Here is a 25,490-nt window from a genome sequence, read left to right on the forward strand (position 1 = left end):
CGGCTTAAATGCCTACGTGATAAATACGGAACCGAGAATCTGATGAGTGACTATAAATCAACCCTGAATTTGCCGGAAACAGGGTTCCCGATGCGCGGCGATCTCGCCAAGCGTGAACCGGGAATGCTGGCGCGTTGGACTGATGATGACCTGTACGGCATCATTCGTGCAGCCAAAAAAGGCAAAAAAACCTTCATTCTGCATGATGGCCCTCCATATGCGAATGGCAGCATTCATATTGGTCACTCTGTAAACAAGATTCTGAAAGACATTATCGTGAAGTCCAAAGGACTCGCGGGATATGACTCGCCTTACGTTCCGGGCTGGGACTGCCACGGTCTGCCAATCGAGCTGAAAGTTGAGCAAGAGTTTGGCAAGCCAGGTGAGAAGTTCACCGCCGCAGAGTTCCGCGCGAAATGCCGCGAATTTGCAGCCACTCAGGTTGACGGTCAGCGTGCTGATTTCATCCGTCTGGGCGTGCTGGGCGACTGGTCACACCCTTACCTGACCATGGACTTCAAAACTGAAGCCAACATCATCCGTGCGCTGGGCAAAATCATCGGTAACGGCCACCTGCACAAAGGCGCGAAGCCGGTGCACTGGTGCGTGGACTGCCGTTCTGCGCTGGCAGAAGCGGAAGTTGAGTATTACGACAAAACCTCTCCGTCTATCGACGTGGCGTTCCACGCGGTAGATCAGGATGCGGTGAAAGCTAAATTTGGCGTGTCGTCCGTTAACGGTCCGGTCTCTCTGGTTATCTGGACCACCACGCCGTGGACGCTGCCTGCCAACCGCGCGATCTCCCTGTCAGGTGAGTTCGAATACGCACTGGTGCAGATTGACGGTCAGGCGGTTATCCTGGCGAAAGACCTGGTTGAAAGCGTGCTGAAACGCGCGCATATCGCCAACTATACCGTGCTGGGCACCGTGAAAGGCGACGCGCTGGAGCTGATGCGCTTCAAACACCCGTTCCTGGACTTCGATGTTCCGGCGATCCTGGGCGACCACGTCACGCTGGACGCGGGTACCGGTGCGGTACATACCGCCGGTGGCCACGGTCCTGACGACTACAACATCAGCCTGAAATACGGTCTGGAAATCGCCAACCCGGTTGGCCCGGACGGTTCATACCTGCCTGGCACCTACCCGGCGCTGGACGGTATCAACGTCTTTAAGGCGAACGACATCATCGTCGATATGCTGCGCACCAGCGGCGCACTGCTGCACGTTGAGAAAATGCAGCACAGCTACCCGTGCTGCTGGCGTCACAAGACGCCGATCATCTTCCGTGCGACCCCGCAGTGGTTCGTCAGCATGGATCAGAAAGGCCTGCGCGCGCAGTCTCTGAAAGAGATCAAAGGCGTGCAGTGGATCCCTGACTGGGGCCAGGCGCGTATCGAATCCATGGTGGCGAACCGTCCTGACTGGTGTATCTCCCGTCAGCGTACCTGGGGCGTGCCAATGTCTCTGTTCGTGCATAAAGAGACGCAGGAACTGCACCCGAACACCCTGGAACTGATGGAAGAAGTGGCGAAGCGCGTCGAAGTTGACGGTATTCAGGCGTGGTGGGATCTCGATTCCCGCGACATCCTGGGCGCTGATGCAGACAACTACGAGAAAGTGCCGGATACCCTGGACGTGTGGTTCGACTCCGGGTCTACCCACTCCTCAGTCGTTGACGTACGCCCGGAATTTGCCGGTCACGCTGCCGACATGTATCTGGAAGGATCTGACCAACACCGTGGCTGGTTCATGTCATCTCTGATGATCTCTACCGCTATGAAAGGCAAAGCCCCTTACCGCCAGGTACTGACCCACGGTTTCACCGTGGATGGTCAGGGCCGTAAGATGTCCAAGTCTATCGGTAACACCGTTTCTCCGCAGGACGTGATGAATAAGCTGGGCGCAGACATTCTGCGTCTGTGGGTGGCTTCGACCGACTACACCGGCGAAATGGCGGTGTCTGATGAGATCCTGAAACGTGCTGCCGACAGCTATCGTCGTATCCGTAACACCGCGCGCTTCCTGCTGGCGAACCTGAACGGTTTCGATCCGGTGAAAGACATGGTGAAACCGGAAGAGATGGTGGTTCTGGATCGCTGGGCGGTAGGCTGTGCGAAAGCGGCGCAGGAAGATATCCTGAAAGCCTATGAGTCTTACGACTTCCACGAAGTGGTGCAGCGCCTGATGCGCTTCTGCTCCATCGAGATGGGCTCGTTCTACCTCGACATCATCAAAGACCGCCAGTACACCGCGAAAGCGGACAGCGTGGCGCGTCGTAGCTGCCAGACCGCGCTGTTCCACATCGCAGAAGCGCTGGTGCGCTGGATGGCGCCGATCATGTCCTTCACCGCGGATGAAATCTGGGGCTACCTGCCAGGCAACCGTGAGAAATATGTCTTCACGGGCGAGTGGTACGAAGGTCTGTTCGATCTCTCCAGCACCGAAGCGATGAATGACGCTTTCTGGGACGAGCTGCTGAAAGTGCGTGGCGAAGTGAACAAGGTTATCGAGCAGGCACGTGCGGATAAGAAAGTCGGTGGCTCTCTGGAAGCGACAGTGACTCTGTACGCAGAACCTGAGCTGGCGGCAAAACTGACGGCGCTGGGCGATGAATTGCGATTTGTCCTGTTGACCTCCGGTGCGAAAGTTGCAGATTATGCCGACGCTTCTGCTGATGCTCAGCAGAGCGAGTTGCTCAAAGGACTGAAAGTCGCGCTGAGCAAAGCCGAAGGTGAGAAATGCCCGCGCTGCTGGCACTACACCACTGATGTCGGCAAGGTGGCGGATCACGCAGATATCTGCGGACGCTGTGTAAGCAACGTCGCCGGAGACGGCGAAAAACGTAAGTTTGCCTGATGAGTAAAACTCTCTGTTCAACAGGACTGCGCTGGCTGTGGCTGGTTGTGGTGGTGCTGATTATTGATCTGGGCAGCAAGTTCCTGATCCTCCAGAATTTTGCTCTGGGGGAGACGGTTTCACTGTTCCCGTCGCTTAACCTGCACTATGCACGCAACTACGGTGCGGCGTTTAGTTTCCTTGCTGACAGCGGTGGCTGGCAGCGCTGGTTCTTTGCAGGTATCGCGATCGGTATCTGTGTGGTGCTGGCGGTGCTGATGTACCGTTCGAAGGCAACGCAAAAGCTGAATAACATTGCCTACGCACTGATCATTGGCGGCGCACTGGGCAACCTGTTTGACCGCCTGTGGCACGGCTTTGTGGTCGATATGATCGACTTCTACGTCGGCGACTGGCACTTCGCGACCTTTAACCTCGCCGATAGCGCAATTTGCATCGGTGCGGCGTTAATCGTGCTGGAAGGCTTCTTGCCTAACTCGGCCGCGAAAGAGCAGGCGTAACACACTCGCCCGGTGGTGTAGTGCCACCGGGCAAAACAAGCGAGCAATTTGCATGTCTAAATCCGTACAGAGCAACAGCGCGGTTCTCGTTCACTTCACGCTGAAACTGGATGATGGCTCTACCGCTGAATCCACCCGCAATAACGGCAAACCAGCCCTGTTTCGTCTTGGCGATACCTCCCTGTCTGAAGGTCTTGAACAACAGCTTCTTGGTCTGAAAGAGGGTGAGAAAAAGGCGTTTTCACTGGAGCCGGATGCCGCGTTTGGCGTGCCAAGCCCGGATCTGATCCAGTATTTCTCGCGCCGCGAGTTTATGGATGCGGGCGAGCCGGAAATCGGGGCGATTATGCTCTTTACCGCTATGGATGGCAGCGAAATGCCTGGCGTGATCCGCGAAATCAACGGCGACTCCATCACCGTTGACTTCAACCATCCACTTGCCGGGCGCACCGTCCATTTTGATATTGAAGTGCTGGAGATTGACCCAGTACTGGAGGCCTGAAATGCAGATCCTGTTGGCTAACCCGCGCGGCTTCTGCGCCGGTGTAGACCGCGCTATCAGCATTGTTGAAAACGCGCTGGAGATCTACGGCGCGCCGATTTATGTGCGTCACGAAGTAGTGCATAACCGCTATGTGGTCGACAGCCTGCGCGAGCGCGGTGCCATCTTTATCGAGCAGATTAGCGAAGTGCCGGATGGTGCGATCCTGATTTTCTCCGCGCATGGCGTTTCTCAGGCAGTGCGTAACGAAGCGAAAAGCCGCGATTTGACGGTGTTTGATGCCACCTGTCCTTTAGTGACAAAGGTGCATATGGAAGTGGCGCGTGCCAGCCGTCGTGGTGAAGAGTCGATTCTGATTGGCCACGCGGGTCATCCGGAAGTTGAAGGCACCATGGGCCAGTACAGCAACCCGGAAGGGGGCATGTATCTGGTTGAGTCACCGGAAGATGTCCTGACGCTGAATGTGAAAAACGAAGCCCGTCTGTCGTTTATGACCCAGACGACGCTCTCCGTGGACGATACCTCTGACGTGATTGATGCCCTGCGTCAGCGTTTCCCGAAAATCGTCGGGCCGCGTAAAGATGACATCTGCTACGCGACCACTAACCGCCAGGAAGCGGTGCGTGCACTGGCTGAACAGGCGGATGTGGTGCTGGTTGTTGGCTCGAAGAACTCCTCTAACTCCAACCGCCTGGCCGAGCTTGCGCAGCGTATGGGGAAAGCGGCATTCCTGATTGACGATGCAACGGACATTCAGGAAGCGTGGGTGAAAAATGTGGCCTGCGTCGGCGTTACCGCAGGCGCTTCCGCGCCGGATATTCTGGTGCAGAACGTGATTGTCCGTCTGCAGGAGCTGGGCGGTGGCGAAGCGATACCGCTGGAAGGACGCGAAGAGAACATCGTTTTCGAAGTCCCGAAAGAACTGCGTATCGACGCCCGCGAAGTGGAATAGTTTACTCTCTGCCTGAAAAATGCCGGTGGCGAAAGCTACCGGCATTTTTGTTTCTGGTTAACTGTGATTCACCATCAAGATTGGTGCCTTCATCGACAGGTTAATCGTTTAATCTGATAGGCTGATGTTGCTGTTCTCCTTGGGCCGGAGATGACTATGGAACCAGAAATTATTCTGCCACCTCAGGTGGCATGGGCTACTGGGGCGCTAGCCAGAGGCCCGCTTGTTCGCAAGACAACCCGCCTTGCCGATCTTCCCTGCATCTTCGCTAACCGCGAGGAGTGGAGGTGTCGCGACCCCCAACAAAGCGTATACGACGTTGAGGTACTGGAATCCCCCATGGCTGAGGGGGCGCTCTACGTTGGTGTCACGCACCTTCATGCAGGTAAAGTTGGTGATGAGTTCTTTATGACGCGCGGTCATTTTCATGAGCGCCGTGAACAGGGGGAAGTCTATTTTGGCCTGCGTGGCAGCGGCTTACTGTTGTTGCAAACGGAGGCGGGCGATGCGCGTATTGAGCAGGTAGCAACAGGGTCGGTACACATTATTCCTCCTTTTACGGCGCACCGTTTGATCAACACCGGTAATGAGACGCTCTCCTCGCTGGCCGTCTGGCCAAGCGTCGCGGGGCACGACTACGCGGCGCTGGCAGAGGGTTTCGCTCTGCGAGTCTTTGCCGCCGGGCAAGGTGTCGAGGTGCGTCATGTCTGACTATGGCCTTGATATGACCATTACCCATCAACCGCTGGGTTTTAGCTATGGTGATGATGTCACCGGGCCGATGCCGGAAATCCGTAGTCTGGATCAGATTCGCCCGTCACTGCGCGATCCTGACTGTCAGGGGCCGGATCTGGTGTATGCCATCGCCATGGATGTCGCGCGACTGATGGACAGGCCGGAGCTGGAAAAACGGATGTTGCTCTTTGGTGTGGTTACCTACGCCGCAGGTACGCTCGGCGATGAGCCAATTCGCAGCCAGGGGCATATTCACCGCATCAGCCAGCATAGCGGATGGTCACCGCCGGAGCTTTATGAGATCTGGCAAGGTAAAGCGATTATTTACATGCAGGAGTACGTCGAGGACGATCCCGGACGCTGTTTTGCCGTTTTAGCGGGGCCAGGAGAAAAGGTGCTGGTGCCACCTGGCTGGGGTCATGCGACTATTTCGGCCTCGCCTGATACTCCGCTGACTTTTGGTGCCTGGTGCGATCGTGAGTACGGCTTTGAATATGACGCGGTTCGCGCGCGCAAGGGGCTGGCCTGGTATCCGCTGGTTCAGGGAAAAAATATTATATGGCAGCATAATAGCCACTATATGGCAGGGCGGTTACAGATGATCACACCGCGTCGTTACAGTGAGTTTGGTATTACGGACGAGCCTATTTATCAGCAGTTTATTGACGATCCGGCTCGGTTTCAGTTTATCTCGCGCCCGGACAGAACGGCAGAGCTGTGGCACCATTTCCATCCATAAAAAAAGCCGGGGCAGAGCCCCGGCTTTTTTATCCTGCAAACACCCCGGTTGCCACGCCAAGCGCTGCGAGTACCAGCAGTAGAACCATGGCTTTGACTGGCGACACGCCGCGTTTTGCCATCAGGTACCAGGTACCCAGCACCACCACCAGCGGAAGCAGTTGCGGGAAAATACCGTCCAGCATCTGCTGCACGTGAATGTTAACGCCGTCGCGGGTGATGAACTCCAGCCCGGTACCGAGCTTCACATAGCTGGCCGCCACGCCGCCCATGACGAATACGCCCAGCAGGGAGAGCGCTTCCCGTAGGCGGGTGGATTTGCTGCTGACCAGCATCTCCACAGAGCCTGATCCCATCTGGTAGCCTTTAAGAAACAGGAACCATGAGCCCGGGATAATAATGGCCAGCCAGGCAACGGTATAAAACAGCGGGCCAAGTATGTTCCCTCCTGCCGCCAGCGCCATCCCGATGCTGAGGAGGATGGGGATTAGCATTCCGGGGATCATCGAATCGCCGATCCCTGCTATCGGCCCCATCAGGCCCACCTTCAGAGTGTTGATGGTTTCACCATCAATCGGCTCGCCGTTGGCTTTCTTCTCTTCCAGACCCAGCGCCATACCGTTAACAATCGCGCCAATTTGCGGCTCTGTGTTGTAGAACGACGCGTGACGACGCAGCATCTCGGTGCGTTGTGCTGCATCGGGATAGAGTTTTTTTGCCACCGGCAGCATGCTCAGGCAGAAGCCGAAAGATTCCAGCCGTTCAAAGCTCATTGAAGAGAGGTTGTGCATCATCCACGCCCGCCAGCAGCGGCGCAGATCTTTGCGGGTCAGTTTACGTTCTTCCATCAGAATTCATCCTCGTCGTCAGGGACTGGTGCAGAGGCCACGGCCTGCGGCGTCTCAGGTTTGTAGTTGTAATGAATCAGCGCCAGCAGGGCGCCCACGATCACCAGCGCAACCATATTGAGTTTCAGGAAAACGATGCAGACGAAGCCCACCAGGAAATAGATGAGCATGGTGTAGCTTTTGATGATCTGCTTAAGCAGGATGGCAATACCGACGGCGGGCAAAATACCGCCCAGCACGTTCATGGTCGAGAGTACGATCTGCGGCAGGCTGTCCATAAAGCCGCTAATGTATTGCGCGCCAAAAAAGACGGCGATAAACGTGGGGACAAAGCGCAGCACAAAATTCATCACCTGTGGCCATATGGCGCTGTTGAGGTAGATTCCTCGCTCATCGCCATTTTCCAGCGCGACATCCGCCCGATGATTCCAGAATGAATTGAGCACCATCATCGCATTGAAGAGAATGGTTCCGGCGATACCGATAGTTGCTGCCAGTGCGACGGCAACCTCAGGTCCTTTGCCGGAAAGGATCCCCAGCGCAATGGCTGGATAAGCCACAAAGTTTAAATCTGCTGGCATCGAGCCGCCGGGGGTCACCATCGCGATATACACTGCCTGCACCGCTACGCCAATCATAATTCCGGTTTTGATATCGCCCAGGATCAGGCCAACCAGCATCCCGGAAATAAGCGGTCGGGAGATGAGATACCAACCGCCAGTCAACCCTAAAAGCCACGGACTGCTGAGTGCACCCAGATAACACAGCAGGCCAATTAATGACGCTTCGATAAACATGATCCGCTCCTTATTTCAGCTTTTGTCTGGCGTCCTGCCAGGTATAAAAACTGGCATCTGGAACCAGGCGGAATTCAATCGCGTGTCCCTGGACGGTGAGCCACTCGAACGCCGCCGCTTCATCTTTCGTGACCGATTGATTCGGGCCGATGGTGATCGTGTTAGCGCGAGCGCTCATCGGCCCCACGTTGATTTTCCCGTTGCTGTTTTTCAGGCTAATGCCTGCCTGTTCAATTCGCTGCAGCGTAAGCGGCGATTTGCCTATCACAAAATACCGCTTCTCGCTGGCAATCACTTTGGGCAGTTTTTCAATCGCCGTTGCGGTATCGAACAGCCACACTTTGGTGTCAGAGACGGCGCCTTTCATGACCGACGACAGCAGCGGATCGGCCGCAACGGCATCATCAATGGCAACGATGCCGTCACAGGGCAGCTCTTTGGCCCAGCGTGTGATGAGCTGCCCATGGATCACGCGATCGTCGATGCGAACAAAAGAAATACTCATATGCAGCTCCTTAAAAATCGTCTGTCGGTTCAGAATCTATCTGTTTCGCCTGTACCAGCGTCGGCAGAGTGAGTTGGATTATTTGCGCGGCAGCATGATGAACATCGCGTGCCATCATCACCTCGTCGGTTTGCAGCAGCATCGGGAAGTTGACCCCCGCGACCACGGCGACAGGTGGATGTGTATGCTGGTTAAACGCGACCTCGCAAGCCACATTCCAGGGCGTGCCGCTTTGCATATCACACAGCACCAGCACGCCATCAGCATTTATGCTTGCTGCTTCCAGAGTGGCGCAAAAGTCACGGCGGAAGCCCTCTATCCCTGCCTGTTCGGTCAGACAAACGGCGTGCACGCCGGGCAGATCGCCATAAACCATCCGGCCGCTCTCCAGCAGAGCGCTGGCAAGCGGACCGTGGGTGGCGACAATAAAATGAATCATCGTTAACTCCTTACCCAGGCTTTGATAGTCGCCAGTGGTTGGCTGGAGGAATTGGCGGGCGGTGAAATGCGATATTCACCGACGCTTGCCGGAATGATGAAGGTTTCGGCGTAATGGACGGTGAAAGGTGCAAACGCACCGGTTGGGCTATCGACAATGGCTTCGTCTCCCTCCACGAGATTCAGCACATTCACACCGCCACCGGTATGATGCAACACGGGTTCGCTAAACCAGTGACGACGGGTTTCGATAAATTCTCGCTCGTGCAGCCCCGTTCGTTCTTCGCGCCAGTAATTTCCTTCTGCGATAGGTTCAAACTGATTCACCAGATGCTGATGCACCCACTGCGTGTCGCGCTGCCAGTCGATCACCTTTTCACCGTGGTCCAGGTGTACCGGGCGCGGCAGACCGTCCAGCCCAAGGCGGCCCCAGTCCCATAGTTTGAAGGTGAAGATATACGGCGTAGCGCTGATCTCCAGTACCATGGTCCCGGCGCCGGAGCAGTGCACTGTGCCTGCAGGGATCAGGAAATGGTCGTGTTTTTTGGCCGGGATTTGATTAACGAAACGGGCATCATCAAACGGTTTGTCACCGCGCCCCGCACGCCTGAGATCGTCCATCATGTCCTTAGGATCTATACCGGTTTTGGTGCCCAGATAAACAACGGCATCTGGCCTGGCGTCCAGGATGTAATAGCTCTCATCCTGGGTGTAATGCATCCCGAACTGTTGCTGGATGTACTCGGTAACGGGGTGGACCTGGAAGCTTAGGTTTTGGCCGCCAACGGTATCGAGAAAGTCAAAGCGAATCGGGAACTCCGCGCCGAAACGTGCGTGAACTTTCTCACCCAGCAGAGCGCGAGGCTCAAGCAGAACCAGATCCTGAGAGGGGATCTCGATCCGCACTGCGCCAAAACGCAGTAACAGGCTGTTTTCCTCGGGCACACAGTCAAAACACCATGCGTAATTGGGTGCAGAGGGATCGAGATCGAATTGTTGTTTCATCCACTGGCCGCCCCAGATTCCGGGGTCGAAAAAGGGGACTACGCGGAAAGGCTGCGAGGTCGTTTGTTCAAGCCCGGCACGCAGGGCTTCGCCGCTGACCATCGCGGGCTGGTTTGCCCGGGTTGTATCCAGTAAAAAATCGGCGCGTTTGAGAAGCGGCGTTTTGTGGCGATCGAAGACTCTCCATTCGATAAAAAAGGCGCGTTTGTAGCGACGAAGGATATCTTCATGCTGATTCTCTACGCCCCAGTTCCCCATCTCACCGCTGCGCATACGCTGCTGGATCTCCCATCGAGGAAGATCGGCATACACCAGCACATCACCCGGATGGACGAGCGCCGCACCGGGGCCGTAAATCACAATCAGCCCTTCAGAGCATTGGCTCACCTGAGCCTGCAATGTTTCCAGACGAGTGGGATCGAAAAACTCACCGAGCTGGTGGCAGGAGAGTACGCCAAAGACGCGATCGTCGGTGAGGTTGCGTGCCAGCATTTCATGAATGGTGCGCTCATCCTGTCGCGCTTGTTCGACATTGATTGTGAGTGTCGGACGCAATTGCGGCAGCAAAGCGTTCTCAAGTTCGGTCATGCGCACGCCTGGATAGCAATCAATCACCAGTACGGTGCGGCTGCACTGTCGGGTTTTTGCATCAAGGCTGCTGATAATCGCCTCCCAACCTTGCCAGGCGCTGTCGTCATAACCCTGAATCATCACCGTGGGGAATTTGTCGTAAGTTGTCATCTTATCCTCCGTAATCGTTATTTAAGGTTATTCGATTAACCGCATTTGAGAAGAGTGGTTAACGCGATTAACCCGCCATAAATACGAATGGGATCCTGATTGATAGCCGTAATGTGAAGAGACTCACAGGGAAAAATGCAAAAAAAAGGTTATTCGATTAATCTGTAGTGAAGACTAAGGAGACAACATGACAGGAATCACGCTGGCAGATGTTGCGAAGTACGCAGGGGTATCTACGGCAACGGTATCAATGGTGCTGTGCAATAAAGGGCGCATTTCGCAAAGCACACGCGAAAGGGTACTGAAGGCGCTGGATGAATCGGGCTATGTCTATAACCAGACGGCGGCAAACCTGCGAAACCGCAGCAGTAATCAGGTGGGGCTGCTGTTGCATGACATCACCAACCCTTTCTACGGCGAGATGACCGCCGGCTTAAGCCATGAGATGGAGCGCCATGAGCTGATGCTGTTTCTGGCAAATAGCGAAGAATCCGCCGAGCGACAGCAAAAGTTTGTTGATTCGCTGATGCGTAACAACGTGGGTGGCATGGTGCTCTGTGCCGCCCGCGAAACGCCCCAATCATTTTTTGATAGCCTGAAGCGACGCAATATTCCGGCGATTATGGTTGTACGACCGCTTAGCGATCCGGGGTTCGATTTTGTTGGAACAGATAACTTTCTTGGCACCCAAATGGCGACCGAACATCTTTTAAAAATGGGACACCGGCGGATCGCATTTATCGGCGGTAGCCAGAATTCGGGGTCACGGGCGCAGCGTATTGGCGGATTTACCAGTAAACTTCTGGAATACGGTATTACGCCGAATCCGGCCTGGATTGTGACTTCACAGGCCAGCCAAAGCGATGGTGCACGGGTGGCAGAGAGTTTGCTGACCGATAATCCGGAAATCACCGCCGCGATTTGTTATCAGGATATTGTGGCCCTCGGGGTTATGCAGTGTTTACGCAAATTGAACCGGGAACCCGGACGTGATTTTGCCCTGGTGGGATTCGATGACATCACCGAAGCGGCGCTGGTTCAGCCTGCACTAACGACGGTATCTGTCGCCGCGAAAGAGATTGGGCGCAAGGCAGGAGAGTTGCTGTATAGCCGCATGCAAGGAAATGATGAACCGGCAAAACGGATTATCCTTCCCCCCGCCCTCGTGGTGCGGGAATCCTGCGGTTTTCGCTGATCGTTATGCTTTTTACTGATATTTCTTCCTGTTTATCATTAAATTCTAATTATTGGTGTTTTCAGTTGGCAGCACAGAGCAAGGCTGGTTAATCTGAAAACGGTTTACATCATTTTAACGTAAGAGAATAACTATGCATGATGCACAGATCCGTGTCGCGATTGCGGGCGCGGGTGGACGTATGGGCCGTCAGCTGATTCAGGCGGCGCTACAGATGGATGGTGTGGCGCTGGGTGCGGCCCTGGAGCGTGAAGGTTCCTCACTTCTTGGTGCCGACGCAGGTGAACTGGCGGGGGCGGGAAAGACGGGCGTTACCGTCCAGAGCAGCCTTGACGCGGTTAAAAATGACTTCGATGTGTTCATCGACTTTACCCGCCCGGAAGGGACGCTGACGCATCTGGCGTTTTGCCGCCAGCACGGCAAAGGAATGGTCATCGGTACTACCGGTTTTGACGACGCAGGTAAGCAGGCCATTCAGGACGCATCAAAAGAAATTGCGATTGTCTTTGCTGCGAACTTTAGCGTGGGCGTAAACGTCATGCTCAAGCTGCTGGAGAAAGCGGCGAAGGTGATGGGCAACTATACCGACATTGAGATTGTTGAAGCGCACCACCGTTACAAAGTTGATGCGCCATCAGGTACGGCGCTGGCAATGGGTGAAGCGATTGCTCATGCACTTGATAAAGATTTAAAAGACTGCGCGGTCTATACCCGCGAAGGTTACACCGGCGAACGCGTGCCGGGAACCATTGGCTTCGCAACCGTGCGAGCGGGTGACATCGTCGGCGAACATACCGCGATGTTCGCCGATATTGGCGAGCGTGTTGAAATTACGCATAAAGCCTCCAGCCGTATGACCTTTGCAAACGGTGCCGTACGATCTGCTTTGTGGTTAAAAGGCAAAAGAAATGGTCTTTTTGATATGCGGGATGTGCTTGATCTCAACAATTTGTAGAGCTTATTACCCATCGTGATGTGGTTATTGCAGTCGTAATTACTTGATTGCATAGGGCAATAATTTATTGCCCTTTTATTTTACCTGTTTCATTGTCTATTCTCTATTTTTCATACAAAAACACGCTTTTAAATCTCTTTTTTCGTTGCTGAAATGTAAATTTTGACCATCTGGTCTACTTTTTATAGTTCTCACCCCAGATTTCTCATTAAACTTGCCGCGCAAGCGTTTTCTGCGGTGATTTACCTGATCTTTTTGTCGGTTAAGCCGCCTTTGGGTCTCCAGGCTTGCAAAAGAACAAACAAAATCTCCGTTTTAAGTTGACTTTTACCTACCAAATCTCCAGAATGCCGCCGTTTGCCAAAAATCCGCTGGCAACACATTTGCATTGATCCATGACATGGTTATGAATTAATATGCAAATAAAGTGAGTGAATATTCTCTGGAGGGTGTTTTGATTAAGTCAGCGCTATTGGTTCTGGAAGACGGAACCCAGTTTATCGGTCGGGCCATAGGGGCAACAGGTTCGGCGGTTGGGGAAGTCGTTTTCAATACTTCAATGACCGGTTATCAAGAAATCCTCACTGATCCTTCCTATTCTCGCCAAATCGTTACTCTTACTTATCCTCATATCGGCAATGTCGGCACCAATGCGGCTGACGAAGAATCCTCTCAGGTACATGCGCAAGGTCTGGTCATTCGCGACCTGCCGCTGATTGCCAGCAACTTCCGCAACACCGAAGACCTCTCTTCTTACCTGAAGCGCCATAACATTGTGGCGATTGCCGATATTGATACCCGTAAGTTAACGCGTCTGCTGCGCGAGAAAGGTGCACAAAACGGCTGCATCATTGCGGGTGATAACCTGGATGCGGCCCTGGCGCTGGAAAAAGCGAAAGCCTTCCCGGGTCTGAACGGCATGGACCTGGCGAAAGAGGTGACTACCGCTGAAGCCTACAACTGGACGCAGGGTAGCTGGACGCTGGAAGGCGACCTGCCAGAAGCGAAAAAAGAGAGCGAACTGCCATTCCACGTGGTGGCCTACGATTTCGGTGCCAAGCGCAATATCCTGCGCATGCTGGTTGACCGCGGTTGCCGTCTGACCGTTGTGCCTGCACAAACCTCTGCGGAAGAAGTCCTGAAGATGAACCCGGACGGTATCTTCCTCTCTAACGGTCCGGGTGACCCGGCTCCGTGCGATTACGCTATCAACGCCATTAAATCTTTCCTGGAAACCGATATCCCGGTCTTCGGCATCTGTCTCGGCCATCAGTTGCTGGCGCTGGCGAGCGGTGCGAACACCGTTAAGATGAAATTCGGTCACCACGGTGGTAACCACCCGGTGAAAGATATCGACAACAACACGGTGATGATCACCGCGCAGAACCACGGTTTTGCTGTCGATGAAGCCTCAATGCCGGCTAACCTGCGCGTGACGCATAAATCACTGTTCGATGGCACCCTGCAGGGTATCCACCGTACCGACAAGCCAGCGTTCAGCTTCCAGGGTCACCCTGAAGCCAGCCCGGGCCCGCACGATGCCGCACCGCTGTTCGATCACTTCATCGAACTTATCGAGCAATACCGTAAGACCGCTAAATAATCAGGAGCTGAGAAGACAATGCCAAAACGTACAGACATAAAAAGCATCCTGATCCTTGGCGCTGGCCCGATTGTTATCGGCCAGGCCTGTGAATTTGACTACTCCGGTGCGCAGGCGTGTAAAGCTCTGCGTGAAGAGGGCTACCGCGTCATTCTGGTGAACTCTAACCCGGCAACCATCATGACCGACCCGGAAATGGCTGATGCAACCTACATCGAGCCAATTCACTGGGAAGTAGTGCGCAAAATCATCGAAAAAGAGCGCCCGGATGCGGTACTGCCAACGATGGGCGGCCAGACGGCGCTGAACTGTGCGCTGGAGCTGGAGCGTCAGGGCGTGCTTGCCGAATTCGGCGTAACCATGATTGGTGCGACCGCCGACGCGATTGATAAAGCAGAAGACCGTCGTCGCTTCGACGTGGCGATGAAAAAAATCGGCCTCGACACCGCGCGTTCCGGTATTGCACACAACATGGAAGAAGCGCTGGCCGTCGCGGCTGACGTGGGTTATCCATGTATCATCCGTCCTTCCTTCACCATGGGCGGCACCGGTGGCGGTATCGCTTACAACCGCGAAGAGTTCGAAGAGATTTGCGAACGCGGTCTGGATCTTTCCCCAACCAAAGAGCTGCTGATTGACGAATCGCTGATTGGCTGGAAAGAGTACGAGATGGAAGTGGTGCGTGATAAAAACGACAACTGCATCATCGTCTGTTCCATTGAAAACTTTGATGCGATGGGGATCCACACCGGTGACTCCATCACCGTGGCACCTGCCCAGACCCTGACCGACAAAGAGTATCAAATCATGCGTAACGCCTCGATGGCGGTACTGCGTGAAATCGGCGTGGAAACCGGCGGTTCTAACGTACAGTTCTCGGTGAACCCGAAAACCGGACGCCTGATTGTTATCGAAATGAACCCGCGTGTATCCCGTTCCTCGGCGCTGGCCTCTAAAGCCACCGGCTTCCCGATTGCCAAAGTAGCAGCGAAACTGGCGGTGGGTTACACCCTCGACGAGCTGATGAACGACATCACCGGCGGCCGCACCCCTGCGTCCTTCGAACCGTCTATCGACTACGTTGTGACGAAAATACCTCGCTTCAACTTCGAGAAATTCGCTGGCGCGAACGACCGTCTGACTACCCAGATGAAATCTGTCGGCGAAGTGATGGCAATTGGCCGCACCCAGCAGGAATCCCTGCAGAAAGCGCTGCGTGGCCTGGAAGTAGGCGCGACCGGTTTTGACCCGAAAGTGAGCCTGGACGACCCGGAAGCACTGACAAAAATTCGCCGCGAGCTGAAAGACGCGGGCGCAGAGCGTATCTGGTATATCGCCGATGCCTTCCGCGCAGGCCTGTCTGTGGACGGCGTCTTCAACCTGACCAACATTGACCGCTGGTTCCTGGTGCAGATTGAAGAGCTGGTGCGTCTGGAAGAGAAAGTGGCGGATCTGGGCATCAACGGTCTGGACGCTGACTTCCTGCGCGTGCTGAAGCGTAAAGGCTTCGCCGATGCGCGTCTGGCTAAGCTGGCAGGCGTGCGCGAAGCGGAAATCCGCAAGCTGCGTGACCAGTTCAACCTGCACCCGGTCTACAAGCGTGTGGACACCTGTGCGGCAGAATTCTCGACCGATACCGCGTACATGTACTCCACGTATGAAGATGAGTGCGAAGCGAACCCGTCAGTCGACCGCGACAAAATTATGGTACTGGGCGGTGGTCCAAACCGTATCGGCCAGGGCATTGAGTTCGATTACTGCTGCGTTCACGCCTCTCTGGCGCTGCGTGAAGACGGTTACGAAACCATTATGGTTAACTGTAACCCGGAAACCGTATCCACTGACTACGACACCTCTGACCGTCTGTACTTTGAGCCGGTAACACTGGAAGACGTGCTGGAAATCGTGCGTATCGAGAAGCCAAAAGGCGTTATCGTGCAGTACGGCGGCCAGACCCCGTTGAAGTTGGCGCGCGCGCTGGAAGCGGCTGGCGTACCGGTTATCGGTACCAGCCCGGATGCGATTGACCGTGCAGAAGACCGTGAGCGTTTCCAGCAGGCGGTTGACCGTCTGAAACTGAAACAGCCGGCAAACGCCACCGTAACTGCGATTGAACAGGCTGTTGAGAAGGCGAAAGAGATTGGCTACCCACTGGTGGTGCGTCCTTCTTACGTACTGGGCGGCCGGGCGATGGAAATCGTTTATGACGAAGCAGACCTGCGTCGCTACTTCCAGACTGCGGTAAGCGTCTCTAACGATGCGCCAGTGCTGCTCGACCGCTTCCTGGACGATGCAGTAGAAGTGGACGTTGACGCTATCTGCGACGGCGAAATGGTGCTGATTGGCGGCATCATGGAGCACATCGAGCAGGCGGGCGTTCACTCCGGTGACTCTGCCTGTTCTCTGCCTGCGTACACCCTGAGCCAGGAGATTCAGGACGTGATGCGTCAGCAGGTGCAGAAGCTGGCCTTCGAGCTGCAGGTTCGTGGTCTGATGAACGTCCAGTTCGCCGTTAAAGACAACGAAGTGTACCTGATTGAAGTGAACCCCCGTGCGGCACGTACCGTACCGTTCGTCTCCAAAGCGACCGGTGTTCCACTGGCGAAAGTGGCGGCGCGCGTGATGGCAGGCCAGACGCTGGCTCAGCAGGGCGTAACCAAAGAGATCATCCCACCGTACTACTCGGTGAAAGAAGTGGTACTGCCGTTCAACAAATTCCCGGGCGTTGACCCACTGTTAGGGCCAGAAATGCGCTCCACCGGGGAAGTGATGGGCGTAGGCCGCACCTTCGCAGAAGCCTTTGCGAAAGCGCAGCTGGGCAGCAGCTCCACCATGAGAAAATCAGGCCGTGCGCTGCTCTCTGTTCGCGAAGGCGATAAAGAGCGCGTGGTTGACCTGGCTGCCAAGCTGCTGAAACAGGGCTTCGAGCTGGATGCGACCCACGGTACGGCGATTGTGCTGGGTGAAGCAGGTATCAATCCACGTCTGGTGAACAAGGTGCATGAAGGCCGTCCGCACATTCAGGACCGTATCAAGAATGGCGAATACACCTACATCATCAACACCACGGCGGGCCGTCAGGCGATTGAAGACTCCAAGCTGATTCGCCGCAGCGCGCTGCAGTACAAAGTGCACTACGACACCACCCTGAACGGCGGTTTCGCAACAGCCATGGCGCTGAACGCGGATGCCACCGAGAAGGTGATTTCGGTGCAGGAAATGCACGCGCAGATTAACAAGTAAGTAAAAATGCCCGGCAGCACTCTGTTGCCGGGCATTATCCCCACCTTCAGAACCTTCTGGTTTTCCATCCACATTCAGTCAGTTAGCCTAAAATGGTTAGGTCGATAACGAAATCCAACTGAATGCAGGGGAAAACACCATGCAAAATAAATTACTGATCGCTTCCGTTCTGGCTGCCACGACAATGTTTACCGTTGCGGGCTGTTCGTCTAATCAGGCCGTAAAAACCACTGATGGCAAAACCATTGTCACCGACGGCAAACCGCAGGTGGATGACGATACCGGGCTGGTGTCGTATAAAAACGCCGAAACCGGTCAAAACGAGCAGATTAACCGTGACCAGGTAAAATCTATGGGCGAGCTGGATAACTAATTCAGAATTCTGCCGTTAGCCCGTCAATAATATTCACTATTAGCCTGCTGAATTACTGACTACACTCTTTTGTTAAAAGAAAGCAGTAACAACAGGCTAATCAATGATTCTGATAATTTATGCACATCCCTATCCGCAGCACTCGCATGCGAATAAGCGGATGCTTGAGCAGGTAAGGACGCTTGATAACGTAGAGGTACGTTCCCTCTATCAACTTTATCCCGATTTTAATATCGACATCGCCGCTGAGCAGGAAGCGGTTTCGCGCGCTGATCTGATTATCTGGCAGCATCCTATGCAGTGGTACAGCACCCCTCCGCTTCTGAAACTGTGGATTGATAAAGTCTTCTCCCATGGCTGGGCATATGGTCATAACGGCCATGCACTGAAGGGCAAAAACCTGATGTGGGCGGTCACGACCGGCGGTGGGGAAAGCCACTTTGATATTGGCTCCTTCCCGGGTTTTGACGTCCTGGCACAGCCGCTGCAGGCCACCGCGCTCTATTGCGGGATGAACTGGCTTCCGCCTTTTGCGATGCACTGTACTTTTGTATGCGACGATGAAACGTTGCAGGCGCAGGCTCGTCATTATAAACAACGCTTACTTGAGTGGCAGGAGGCGCACCATGGATAGCCATACGCTGATACAGGCGCTGATTTACCTCGGCGCGGCGGCGCTGATTGTGCCCGTGGCAGTACGTCTGGGGCTGGGGTCTGTCCTCGGCTACCTGATTGCGGGTTGCGTCATTGGGCCGTGGGGCTTTCGTCTGGTCACGGATGCAGAGGCGATTCTCCATTTCGCTGAAATTGGCGTCGTCTTGATGTTGTTTGTGATTGGCCTTGAGCTCGACCCGCAGCGTTTGTGGAAACTTCGTGCCTCGGTATTTGGCGGTGGCGCGCTGCAAATGGTGGCCTGCGGCCTGCTGCTGGCTGGGTTCTGCATTCTGTTGGGAATGGACTGGAAAGTGGCTGAGCTTATCGGCATGACGCTGGCGCTCTCCTCGACGGCCATTGCTATGCAGGCCATGAACGAGCGAAATCTGACGGTCTCTCAGATGGGGCGCAGTGCGTTTTCGGTGCTGTTGTTCCAGGATATTGCTGCTATTCCGCTGGTGGCAATGATCCCGCTGCTGGCGGCAAGTGGTTCCTCTACGACGCTTGGCGCTTTCGCGCTGTCGGCATTGAAGGTGGTAGGGGCGCTGGCGCTGGTGGTCCTGCTTGGCCGCTACGTGACTCGTCCGCTGCTGCGGTTTGTTGCCCGCTCAGGACTGCGTGAAGTCTTCAGTGCGGTGGCACTGTTCCTGGTGTTCGGTTTTGGTCTGCTGCTGGAAGAGGCCGGCCTGTCGATGGCGATGGGAGCGTTCCTCGCAGGCGTTCTGCTGGCGAGTTCTGAATATCGTCACGCGCTGGAAAGCGATATTGAGCCGTTCAAAGGGCTACTGCTGGGACTGTTTTTCATCGGTGTGGGGATGTCGGTCGACTTCGGCACGCTGGTGACACATCCGCTGCGGATCATCATCCTGCTGGTCGGTTTCCTGGTCATTAAAATGGCGATGTTGTGGTTGATTGCCCGTCCGCTGAAGGTGCCGGGCAAACAGCGTCGCTGGTTTGCCGTGCTGCTGGGGCAGGGAAGCGAATTTGCGTTCGTGGTCTTTGGTGCGGCGCAGATGGCAAACGTACTCGAGCCTGAGTGGGCGAAAGCGCTGACGCTTGCCGTGGCGCTGTCGATGGCGGCGACGCCTGTTCTGCTGGTGGTGCTGACGCGTCTGGAAAAATCGGGCAGTGAGCAGGAGCGGGAGGCCGATGAAATTGATGAAGAACAGCCGCGGGTGATTATCGCCGGATTCGGTCGCTATGGGCAGATCGTTGGTCGTTTACTGCTGTCGAGCGGGGTTAAAATGGTCATCCTCGATCACGATCCTGACCATGTCGATACCCTGCGTAAATTTGATATGAAAGTCTTTTACGGGGATGCGACCCGTGTTGATCTGCTGGAGTCTGCCGGGGCGGCAAAAGCCGAGGTGCTGATTAACGCCATCGACGATCCAGAGACCAGCATGCAGATGGTGGAACTGGTAAAAGAACATTTCCCGGAGCTGACCATTATCTCCCGTGCACGCGATGTGGATCATTATATCCGCTTGCGGCAGGCGGGCGTCGACGCACCTGAGCGTGAGACGTTTGAAGGTGCGCTGAAATCTGGCCGTATGGCGCTGGAAAATCTGGGGCTTGGCGCGTATGAAGCGCGAGAGCGTGCAGACCTGTTCCGCCGCTTCAATACCGATATGGTAGAAGAGATGGCGGCGATGGCGGGTAGTACGGCCACTGAGCGTGCTGCAGTGTTTAAACGTACCAGTGCGATGCTGACAGAGATCATCAATGAAGATCGTAATCATCTGTCGCTGATCCAGCGTCATGGCTGGCAGGGCACGGAAGAGGGCAAGCACACGGGTAACCCGGAAGACGAACCAGAGAGTAAACCCTCAGTGTGAAGAGGTGTTGCCAGCAATAATAAAAAATTTCTGTTTCTTTACCCTGCCGCCAGTCGACGAAAGATTAAGCTTTCCGTATAGTGGCGGCAATTTTTTGCATCCGGGAAATTTTCAATGATCAGTCTGATTGCAGCGCTGGCGGTGGACCGTGTTATCGGTATGGAAAATGCCATGCCGTGGAACCTGCCTGCCGATCTCGCATGGTTTAAACGTACGACGTTAAACAAGCCGGTAGTGATGGGCCGCCTGACCTGGGAGTCGATTGGTCGTCCATTGCCGGGCCGTAAGAATATCGTTATCAGTAGCCAGCCTGGCACTGACGATCGCGTTGAATGGGTGAAATCCGTGGACGAGGCGATTGCCGCATGCGGTAACGCCGAAGAGATCATGGTGATTGGTGGCGGGCGCGTGTACGAGCAGTTCCTGCCAAAAGCGCAGAAGCTGTATCTGACGCACATTGATGCAGAAGTGGAAGGGGATACCCATTTCCCGGATTACGATCCGGATGAGTGGGAGTCTGTCTTCAGTGAGTTTCACGATGCGGATGCACAGAACTCCCACAGCTACTGCTTCGAGATTCTGGAACGTCGTTAAGTGATTTTCCCTCTCCCGTCCGGGAGAGGGAATAAACCTCAGGAGGCAACGGCCTCGTCTTCACCTAAGTCCAGCTGTCGGTTGGATGGCTGGACAAAGTAAGCTTTATCTTCCCAGCGCAAGCAGGTTAACTCTCCACCCCAGCAGCATCCGGTATCAAGACCGTAGATCCCTTCAGGCGTGCCTTTACCTTCCAGCGCAGCCCAGTGACCGAACACCACGCTGTATTCGTTTGTCACAGGCCCCGGAATGGCAAACCACGGTTTGAGCGGGGCGGGCGCACTTTCCGGTGTCTCTTTTGAATACATGTCCAGCTGCCCGTTCGGGAAACAAAAACGCATTCGGGTAAAAGCGTTGGTGATAAAGCGCAGGCGGGCCAGACCGCTGAGATCTTCGCTCCAGTGGTTCGGCATATCGCCGTACATGGCATCGAGGAAGAAAGGATATGAGTCGCTTGCCAGAACCGCTTCAACATCACGCGCACAGGTTTTCGCCGTTTCAAGATCCCATTGCGGCGTGATCCCGGCATGGGCCATGACCAGCTTTTTCTCTTCGTCGACCTGCAGCAAGGGCTGACGGCGTAGCCAGTTGATCAGCTCGTCCGCGTCCGGTGCATCCAGCAATGGCGTGAGCCGGTCTTTGGGTTTGTTGCGACTGATCCCGGCGAAGACAGCCAGTAAATGCAGATCGTGATTGCCCAGCACCATGCGCACGTTGTCTCCCAGCGATTTGACGAAACGTAAAACATCAAGAGAGCCGGGGCCACGCGCAACTAAATCTCCCGTTAGCCAGAGTGTGTCCTGTCCGGGCGTAAAGTCGACCTGTTTTAATAATGCGATCAGTTCATCGTAGCAACCGTGAACGTCGCCAATCAGATATGTAGACATTAGATTAATGAATGAGTGTTGTAACGGCGAGACGGAACACAGGAATAGCAACGCGGAACACATTGCCATCAACGTCGACCATTTCGTAATGGCCTTGCATGGTACCCAGCGGCGTTTCAATCACCGCGCCGCTGGTGTACTGATACTCTTCGCCAGGATCGATATGGGGTTGTTCACCGACCACACCTTCACCCTGAACTTCGATTTCACGGCCATTACCGTTGGTGATAAGCCAGTAGCGCCCGCGCAGTTGCACAGGCATCCGCCCCAGATTGCGAATGGTCACGGTGTAAGCGAAGACATAGCGTTCTTCATCCGGTGAGGATTGAGATTCAACATAGACGCTTTGTACATGGACACAGACGCGGGGCGAATCAATCATGGCTTAACTCTCCTTCGGAGGCGCATTTTCACTGATGTAATTAGCCAGCTTGCAGTACTGCTCTACGGAGATGTTCTCTGCACGCATTGCCGGGTCGATACCCAACTCAGCCAGCACGTCAACCGTAAACAGATTACCCAGGCTATTACGGATTGTTTTACGGCGCTGGTTAAAGGCTTCCGTAGTGATACGGCTCAGTACGCGCAGATCCTTGACCGGGTACGGCATCGTTTTATGCGGCACCAGGCGCACAACCGCAGAGTCTACTTTCGGTGGCGGCGTAAAGGCAGATGGCGGAACTTCGAGGACCGGGATCACGTTGCAGAAATATTGCGCCATCACGCTTAAACGACCATACGCTTTACTGTTCGGCCCTGCAACCAGTCGGTTAACAACCTCTTTTTGCAACATGAAGTGCATATCAGCAATGGCATCAGTATAGCTAAAGAGATGGAACATTAGCGGTGTGGAGATGTTATACGGCAGGTTGCCGAATACGCGCAGAGGCTGTCCCATTTTTTCTGACAGTTCGCCAAAGTTCATGGTCATGGCATCCTGCTGATAGATGGTCAGCTTTGGCCCCAGGAACGGGTGCGTTTGCAGGCGTGCGGCCAGATCGCGGTCCAGTTCGATAACGGTCAGTTCGTCGAGGCGTTCACCTACTGGCTCGGTCAGTGCGGCAAGACCTGGGCCGATTTCGACCATAGCCTGACCTTTCTGCGGATTAATGGCAGAGACGATGCTGTCGATCACGAACTGATCGTTGAGGAAGTTTTGCCCGAAGCGTTTTCGGGCTAAGTGGCCCTGATGGACTCGATTAGTCATTGAGTATTAACAATCATTTTGATGGCGAGATTAAGCGCCGTAATAAAACTGCCGACATCCGCTTTCCCCTGGCCTGCCAGATCCAGCGCAGTACCGTGGTCAACGGACGTTCGAATAAAAGGTAAGCCGAGGGTGATATTCACCCCGCGGCCAAAGCCCTGGTATTTTAGCACGGGCAGGCCCTGATCGTGGTACATCGCAAGTACGGCGTCGGCATTATCCAGGTATTTCGGCTGGAAAAGGGTATCAGCAGGCAGTGGCCCGCTTAAATTCATCCCTTTTGCACGCATTTCTTCAAGTACCGGAATAATGGTGTCGATCTCTTCGGTGCCCATGTGCCCACCTTCACCAGCGTGTGGATTCAGGCCGCAGACCAGAACGTGTGGCTGTTTGATGCCGAATTTGGTTTGCAGGTCATGATGCAGGATCCCGATGATCTCCCGCAGCAGTTCCGGAGTGATGGCATCAGGGATGGCCTTAATGGGCAGGTGGGTTGTCACCAGAGCAACGCGCATCTCCTCCGTCGCCAGCATCATCACCACTTTCGGGCTGTGCGAGCGTTCTTCAAAGAACTCGGTATGGCCGGTAAACGGGATACCCGCTTCGTTGATGACGCCTTTGTGCACGGGGCCGGTGATAAGCGCGGCAAATTCACCTTTCAGACAACCGTCGCAGGCGCGTGCAAGGGTTTCAACGACATAGTGGCCGTTTTCCGTGCTGAGCTGGCCTGGGACAACAGGCGTACGAAGGGGAACAGAAAGCAGCGTGAGCGTACCGGCTTGTTGCGGTGCTGGCTGTTGACCTTCAACGTAAGGGATAAGCGTTAAAGGCAGACCGAGCAGTGTTGCCCGGTCTTGTAACAGTGTTGCATCAGCGCAGACAACCAGTTCTTCCGGCCAGCTGCGCTGGGCGAGCTGGACAACGAGGTCAGGCCCAATCCCGGCGGGTTCGCCGGGAGTGATAACAACACGATGCTGTTTCATTAGTTACTCAGAATTTTCACGTAAGCACTGGCGCGTTGTTCCTGCATCCAGGTTGCCGCTTCTTCAGAGAACTTACGGTTAAACAGCATCCGGTAGGCTCTGTCTTTCTGCGCCGCGTCCGTTTTATCAACGTTACGGGTATCCATCAGCTCGATCAGATGCCAGCCAAACGAAGAGTGAACCGGAGCACTGATCTGGCCCTTGTTCAGCTTCATCAGTGCATCGCGGAATGCAGGATCATAAATATCCGCAGCCGCCCAGCCCAGATCGCCGCCCTGGTTAGCAGAGCCTGGATCCTGAGAGAACTCTTTTGCAGCATTTGCGAAGGATGTTTTACCGCTCTTAATGTCAGCAGCAATTTGTTCCAGTTTCGCACGTGCCTGATCATCATTCATGATCGGAGAGACATTCAGCAGGATATGACGAGCATGGACTTCCGTAACGGAAATATTCTGGCTCTGCCCACGGAGATCGTTCACTTTCAGAATGTGGAAACCCACACCTGAACGGATTGGACCGACGATATCGCCTTTCTTCGCTGTGCTCAGTGCCTGGGCAAAGATGGATGGCAGCTCCTGAATACGTCCCCAACCCATCTGGCCGCCTTTAAGCGCCTGTTGGTCTGCGGAGTAGGTGATCGCCAGCTTGCCAAAGTCACCGCCATTACGCGCTTGTTCGACAATAGAACGTGCCTGGCTTTCTGCTTCAGCAGCCTGATCGGAGGTTGGATTCTCTGGCAGTGGGATCAGAATGTGGCTCAGATTCAGCTCAGTGCTGGCATCATTCTGGTTACCGACCTGTTTTGCCAGCGCGTCCACTTCCTGAGGCAGGATCGTGACACGGCGACGCACTTCATTGTTACGCACTTCCGAAATCAGCATCTCTTTACGGATCTGGTTGCGGTAGGTGGCGTAGCTGATACCGTCGTAGGCCAGACGGCTGCGCATCTGATCCATGGACATATTGTTCTGTTTCGCGATGTTAGCAATCGCCTGATCGAGCTGCTCGTCAGTGACCTTCACACCCATTTTTTGACCCATCTGCAGAACGATCTGATCCATGATCAGACGCTCCAGGATCTGGTGGCGCAACGTTGCATCATCCGGAAGTTGCTGGCCTGCTTCGCCCGAATTGAGCTTCACAGATTTCATCAGACCGTCAACGTCACTTTCAAGCACGACGCCGTTGTTAACCACAGCAGCGACCTTATCAACAACCTGGGGGGCCGCGAAGCTGGTATTCGCAACCATAGCGACACCGAGCAGCAGCGTTTTCCAGTTCTTCATACTTTTTCCATTTCAATTAACCGCAAAGCGGATTACGTTGCAAATCAAGCAC

Annotated in this window: 24 protein-coding genes; 14 read left to right on the top strand and 10 right to left on the bottom strand. The window is 54.7% G+C overall.

Going from position 1 to position 25,490, the window contains the following annotated elements; translation table 11 throughout:
• The first annotated feature begins 42 nt into the window (after nucleotides 1-42).
• The 6 genes from ileS (at nucleotide 43) to LCD46_03405 (ending at nucleotide 6,287) form a co-directional block, all read left to right on the top strand.
• Nucleotides 43-2,859, top strand: a complete 2,817-nt coding sequence (gene ileS, locus LCD46_03380) for an isoleucine--tRNA ligase (GenBank protein UOY71389.1) — start codon at nucleotides 43-45, stop codon at nucleotides 2,857-2,859.
• Nucleotides 2,859-3,359, top strand: coding sequence for a signal peptidase II (lspA, locus tag LCD46_03385; GenBank protein UOY71390.1), 501 nt, complete (start codon nucleotides 2,859-2,861; stop codon nucleotides 3,357-3,359). The genes ileS and lspA overlap by 1 nt, the downstream gene beginning before the upstream one ends.
• A gap of 52 nt (nucleotides 3,360-3,411) precedes the next feature.
• Nucleotides 3,412-3,861 carry an FKBP-type peptidyl-prolyl cis-trans isomerase gene (gene fkpB, locus LCD46_03390; GenBank protein ID UOY71391.1) on the top strand — a complete coding sequence of 150 codons (450 nt, stop codon included), beginning with the start codon at nucleotides 3,412-3,414 and terminating at the stop codon, nucleotides 3,859-3,861.
• A gap of 1 nt (nucleotide 3,862) precedes the next feature.
• Nucleotides 3,863-4,813 carry a 4-hydroxy-3-methylbut-2-enyl diphosphate reductase gene (gene ispH, locus LCD46_03395; GenBank protein ID UOY71392.1) on the top strand — a complete coding sequence of 317 codons (951 nt, stop codon included), beginning with the start codon at nucleotides 3,863-3,865 and terminating at the stop codon, nucleotides 4,811-4,813.
• A 156-nt stretch (nucleotides 4,814-4,969) separates the two neighbouring features.
• Entirely contained in the window at nucleotides 4,970-5,524 is a 555-nt protein-coding gene (locus LCD46_03400; GenBank protein ID UOY71393.1) for a glucose-6-phosphate isomerase, read from the top strand.
• Nucleotides 5,517-6,287 (top strand): glucose-6-phosphate isomerase, encoded by a 771-nt coding sequence (locus LCD46_03405; GenBank protein ID UOY71394.1) that lies wholly within the window; start codon nucleotides 5,517-5,519, stop codon nucleotides 6,285-6,287. Before LCD46_03400 ends, LCD46_03405 begins: the two co-directional genes overlap by 8 nt.
• A 28-nt stretch (nucleotides 6,288-6,315) precedes the next feature.
• Here LCD46_03405 and LCD46_03410 read toward each other — a convergent pair whose 3' ends face one another.
• From LCD46_03410 to LCD46_03430, 5 genes are read right to left on the bottom strand one after another with little or no spacing between them, the layout of a single operon-like run.
• On the bottom strand, nucleotides 6,316-7,134 hold the full coding sequence (locus LCD46_03410; GenBank protein UOY71395.1) for a PTS system mannose/fructose/sorbose family transporter subunit IID: 819 nt from the start codon (nucleotides 7,132-7,134) through the stop codon (nucleotides 6,316-6,318).
• Entirely contained in the window at nucleotides 7,134-7,931 is a 798-nt protein-coding gene (locus LCD46_03415; protein ID UOY71396.1) for a PTS sugar transporter subunit IIC, read from the bottom strand. Before LCD46_03415 ends, LCD46_03410 begins: the two co-directional genes overlap by 1 nt.
• A 10-nt stretch (nucleotides 7,932-7,941) precedes the next feature.
• Nucleotides 7,942-8,436, bottom strand: a complete 495-nt coding sequence (locus LCD46_03420; GenBank protein UOY71397.1) for a PTS sugar transporter subunit IIB — start codon at nucleotides 8,434-8,436, stop codon at nucleotides 7,942-7,944.
• 10 nt (nucleotides 8,437-8,446) lie between these two features.
• Nucleotides 8,447-8,875 carry a PTS sugar transporter subunit IIA gene (locus LCD46_03425; GenBank protein UOY71398.1) on the bottom strand — a complete coding sequence of 143 codons (429 nt, stop codon included), beginning with the start codon at nucleotides 8,873-8,875 and terminating at the stop codon, nucleotides 8,447-8,449.
• A 2-nt stretch (nucleotides 8,876-8,877) separates the two neighbouring features.
• Nucleotides 8,878-10,620: a class I mannose-6-phosphate isomerase gene (locus tag LCD46_03430; GenBank protein ID UOY71399.1), complete on the bottom strand. Its 1,743-nt coding sequence runs from the start codon at nucleotides 10,618-10,620 to the stop codon at nucleotides 8,878-8,880.
• Nucleotides 10,621-10,807: 187 nt separating this feature from the next.
• Between LCD46_03430 and LCD46_03435 the strand changes: the two genes are divergently transcribed.
• The 8 genes from LCD46_03435 (at nucleotide 10,808) to folA (ending at nucleotide 21,075) form a co-directional block, all read left to right on the top strand.
• Nucleotides 10,808-11,815: a LacI family DNA-binding transcriptional regulator gene (locus LCD46_03435; GenBank protein ID UOY71400.1), complete on the top strand. Its 1,008-nt coding sequence runs from the start codon at nucleotides 10,808-10,810 to the stop codon at nucleotides 11,813-11,815.
• 133 nt (nucleotides 11,816-11,948) lie between these two features.
• A complete protein-coding gene (dapB, locus tag LCD46_03440; GenBank protein ID UOY71401.1) occupies nucleotides 11,949-12,770 on the top strand; it encodes a 4-hydroxy-tetrahydrodipicolinate reductase in 822 nt (273 codons plus the stop codon).
• A 454-nt stretch (nucleotides 12,771-13,224) separates the two neighbouring features.
• Complete coding sequence (gene carA, locus LCD46_03445) at nucleotides 13,225-14,373, top strand: glutamine-hydrolyzing carbamoyl-phosphate synthase small subunit (protein ID UOY71402.1); 1,149 nt, start codon at nucleotides 13,225-13,227, stop codon at nucleotides 14,371-14,373.
• A gap of 18 nt (nucleotides 14,374-14,391) precedes the next feature.
• On the top strand, nucleotides 14,392-17,616 hold the full coding sequence (carB, locus tag LCD46_03450) for a carbamoyl-phosphate synthase large subunit (protein UOY71403.1): 3,225 nt from the start codon (nucleotides 14,392-14,394) through the stop codon (nucleotides 17,614-17,616).
• A 139-nt stretch (nucleotides 17,617-17,755) separates the two neighbouring features.
• Complete coding sequence (locus tag LCD46_03455; protein ID UOY71404.1) at nucleotides 17,756-17,989, top strand: YgdI/YgdR family lipoprotein; 234 nt, start codon at nucleotides 17,756-17,758, stop codon at nucleotides 17,987-17,989.
• A 103-nt stretch (nucleotides 17,990-18,092) separates the two neighbouring features.
• Entirely contained in the window at nucleotides 18,093-18,623 is a 531-nt protein-coding gene (kefF, locus tag LCD46_03460) for a glutathione-regulated potassium-efflux system oxidoreductase KefF (protein ID UOY71405.1), read from the top strand.
• On the top strand, nucleotides 18,616-20,481 hold the full coding sequence (kefC, locus tag LCD46_03465) for a glutathione-regulated potassium-efflux system protein KefC (protein ID UOY71406.1): 1,866 nt from the start codon (nucleotides 18,616-18,618) through the stop codon (nucleotides 20,479-20,481). Before kefF ends, kefC begins: the two co-directional genes overlap by 8 nt.
• Nucleotides 20,482-20,595: 114 nt before the next feature.
• Entirely contained in the window at nucleotides 20,596-21,075 is a 480-nt protein-coding gene (gene folA / locus LCD46_03470; protein UOY71407.1) for a type 3 dihydrofolate reductase, read from the top strand.
• A 38-nt stretch (nucleotides 21,076-21,113) separates the two neighbouring features.
• Here the strand turns inward: folA and apaH are convergent, their stop codons facing one another.
• Genes apaH through surA form a run of 5 tightly spaced genes read right to left on the bottom strand, consistent with a single transcriptional unit; the run spans nucleotide 21,114 to nucleotide 25,438 of the window.
• On the bottom strand, nucleotides 21,114-21,962 hold the full coding sequence (gene apaH, locus LCD46_03475) for a bis(5'-nucleosyl)-tetraphosphatase (symmetrical) ApaH (protein UOY71408.1): 849 nt from the start codon (nucleotides 21,960-21,962) through the stop codon (nucleotides 21,114-21,116).
• A gap of 4 nt (nucleotides 21,963-21,966) precedes the next feature.
• On the bottom strand, nucleotides 21,967-22,344 hold the full coding sequence (gene apaG, locus LCD46_03480; protein UOY71409.1) for a Co2+/Mg2+ efflux protein ApaG: 378 nt from the start codon (nucleotides 22,342-22,344) through the stop codon (nucleotides 21,967-21,969).
• 3 nt (nucleotides 22,345-22,347) lie between these two features.
• A complete protein-coding gene (gene rsmA / locus LCD46_03485) occupies nucleotides 22,348-23,169 on the bottom strand; it encodes a 16S rRNA (adenine(1518)-N(6)/adenine(1519)-N(6))-dimethyltransferase RsmA (protein UOY71410.1) in 822 nt (273 codons plus the stop codon).
• Nucleotides 23,166-24,152 carry a 4-hydroxythreonine-4-phosphate dehydrogenase PdxA gene (gene pdxA / locus LCD46_03490; protein ID UOY71411.1) on the bottom strand — a complete coding sequence of 329 codons (987 nt, stop codon included), beginning with the start codon at nucleotides 24,150-24,152 and terminating at the stop codon, nucleotides 23,166-23,168. Before pdxA ends, rsmA begins: the two co-directional genes overlap by 4 nt.
• The gene (gene surA / locus LCD46_03495; protein ID UOY71412.1) at nucleotides 24,152-25,438 is read right to left on the bottom strand and encodes a peptidylprolyl isomerase SurA; all 1,287 of its coding nucleotides are present in this window, start codon (nucleotides 25,436-25,438) and stop codon (nucleotides 24,152-24,154) included. Before surA ends, pdxA begins: the two co-directional genes overlap by 1 nt.
• Between the last annotated feature and the right edge of the window lie 52 nt (nucleotides 25,439-25,490).

Source organism: Enterobacter ludwigii (assembly GCA_023023105.1).
Classification (GTDB): Bacteria; Pseudomonadota; Gammaproteobacteria; order Enterobacterales; family Enterobacteriaceae; genus Enterobacter; species Enterobacter adelaidei.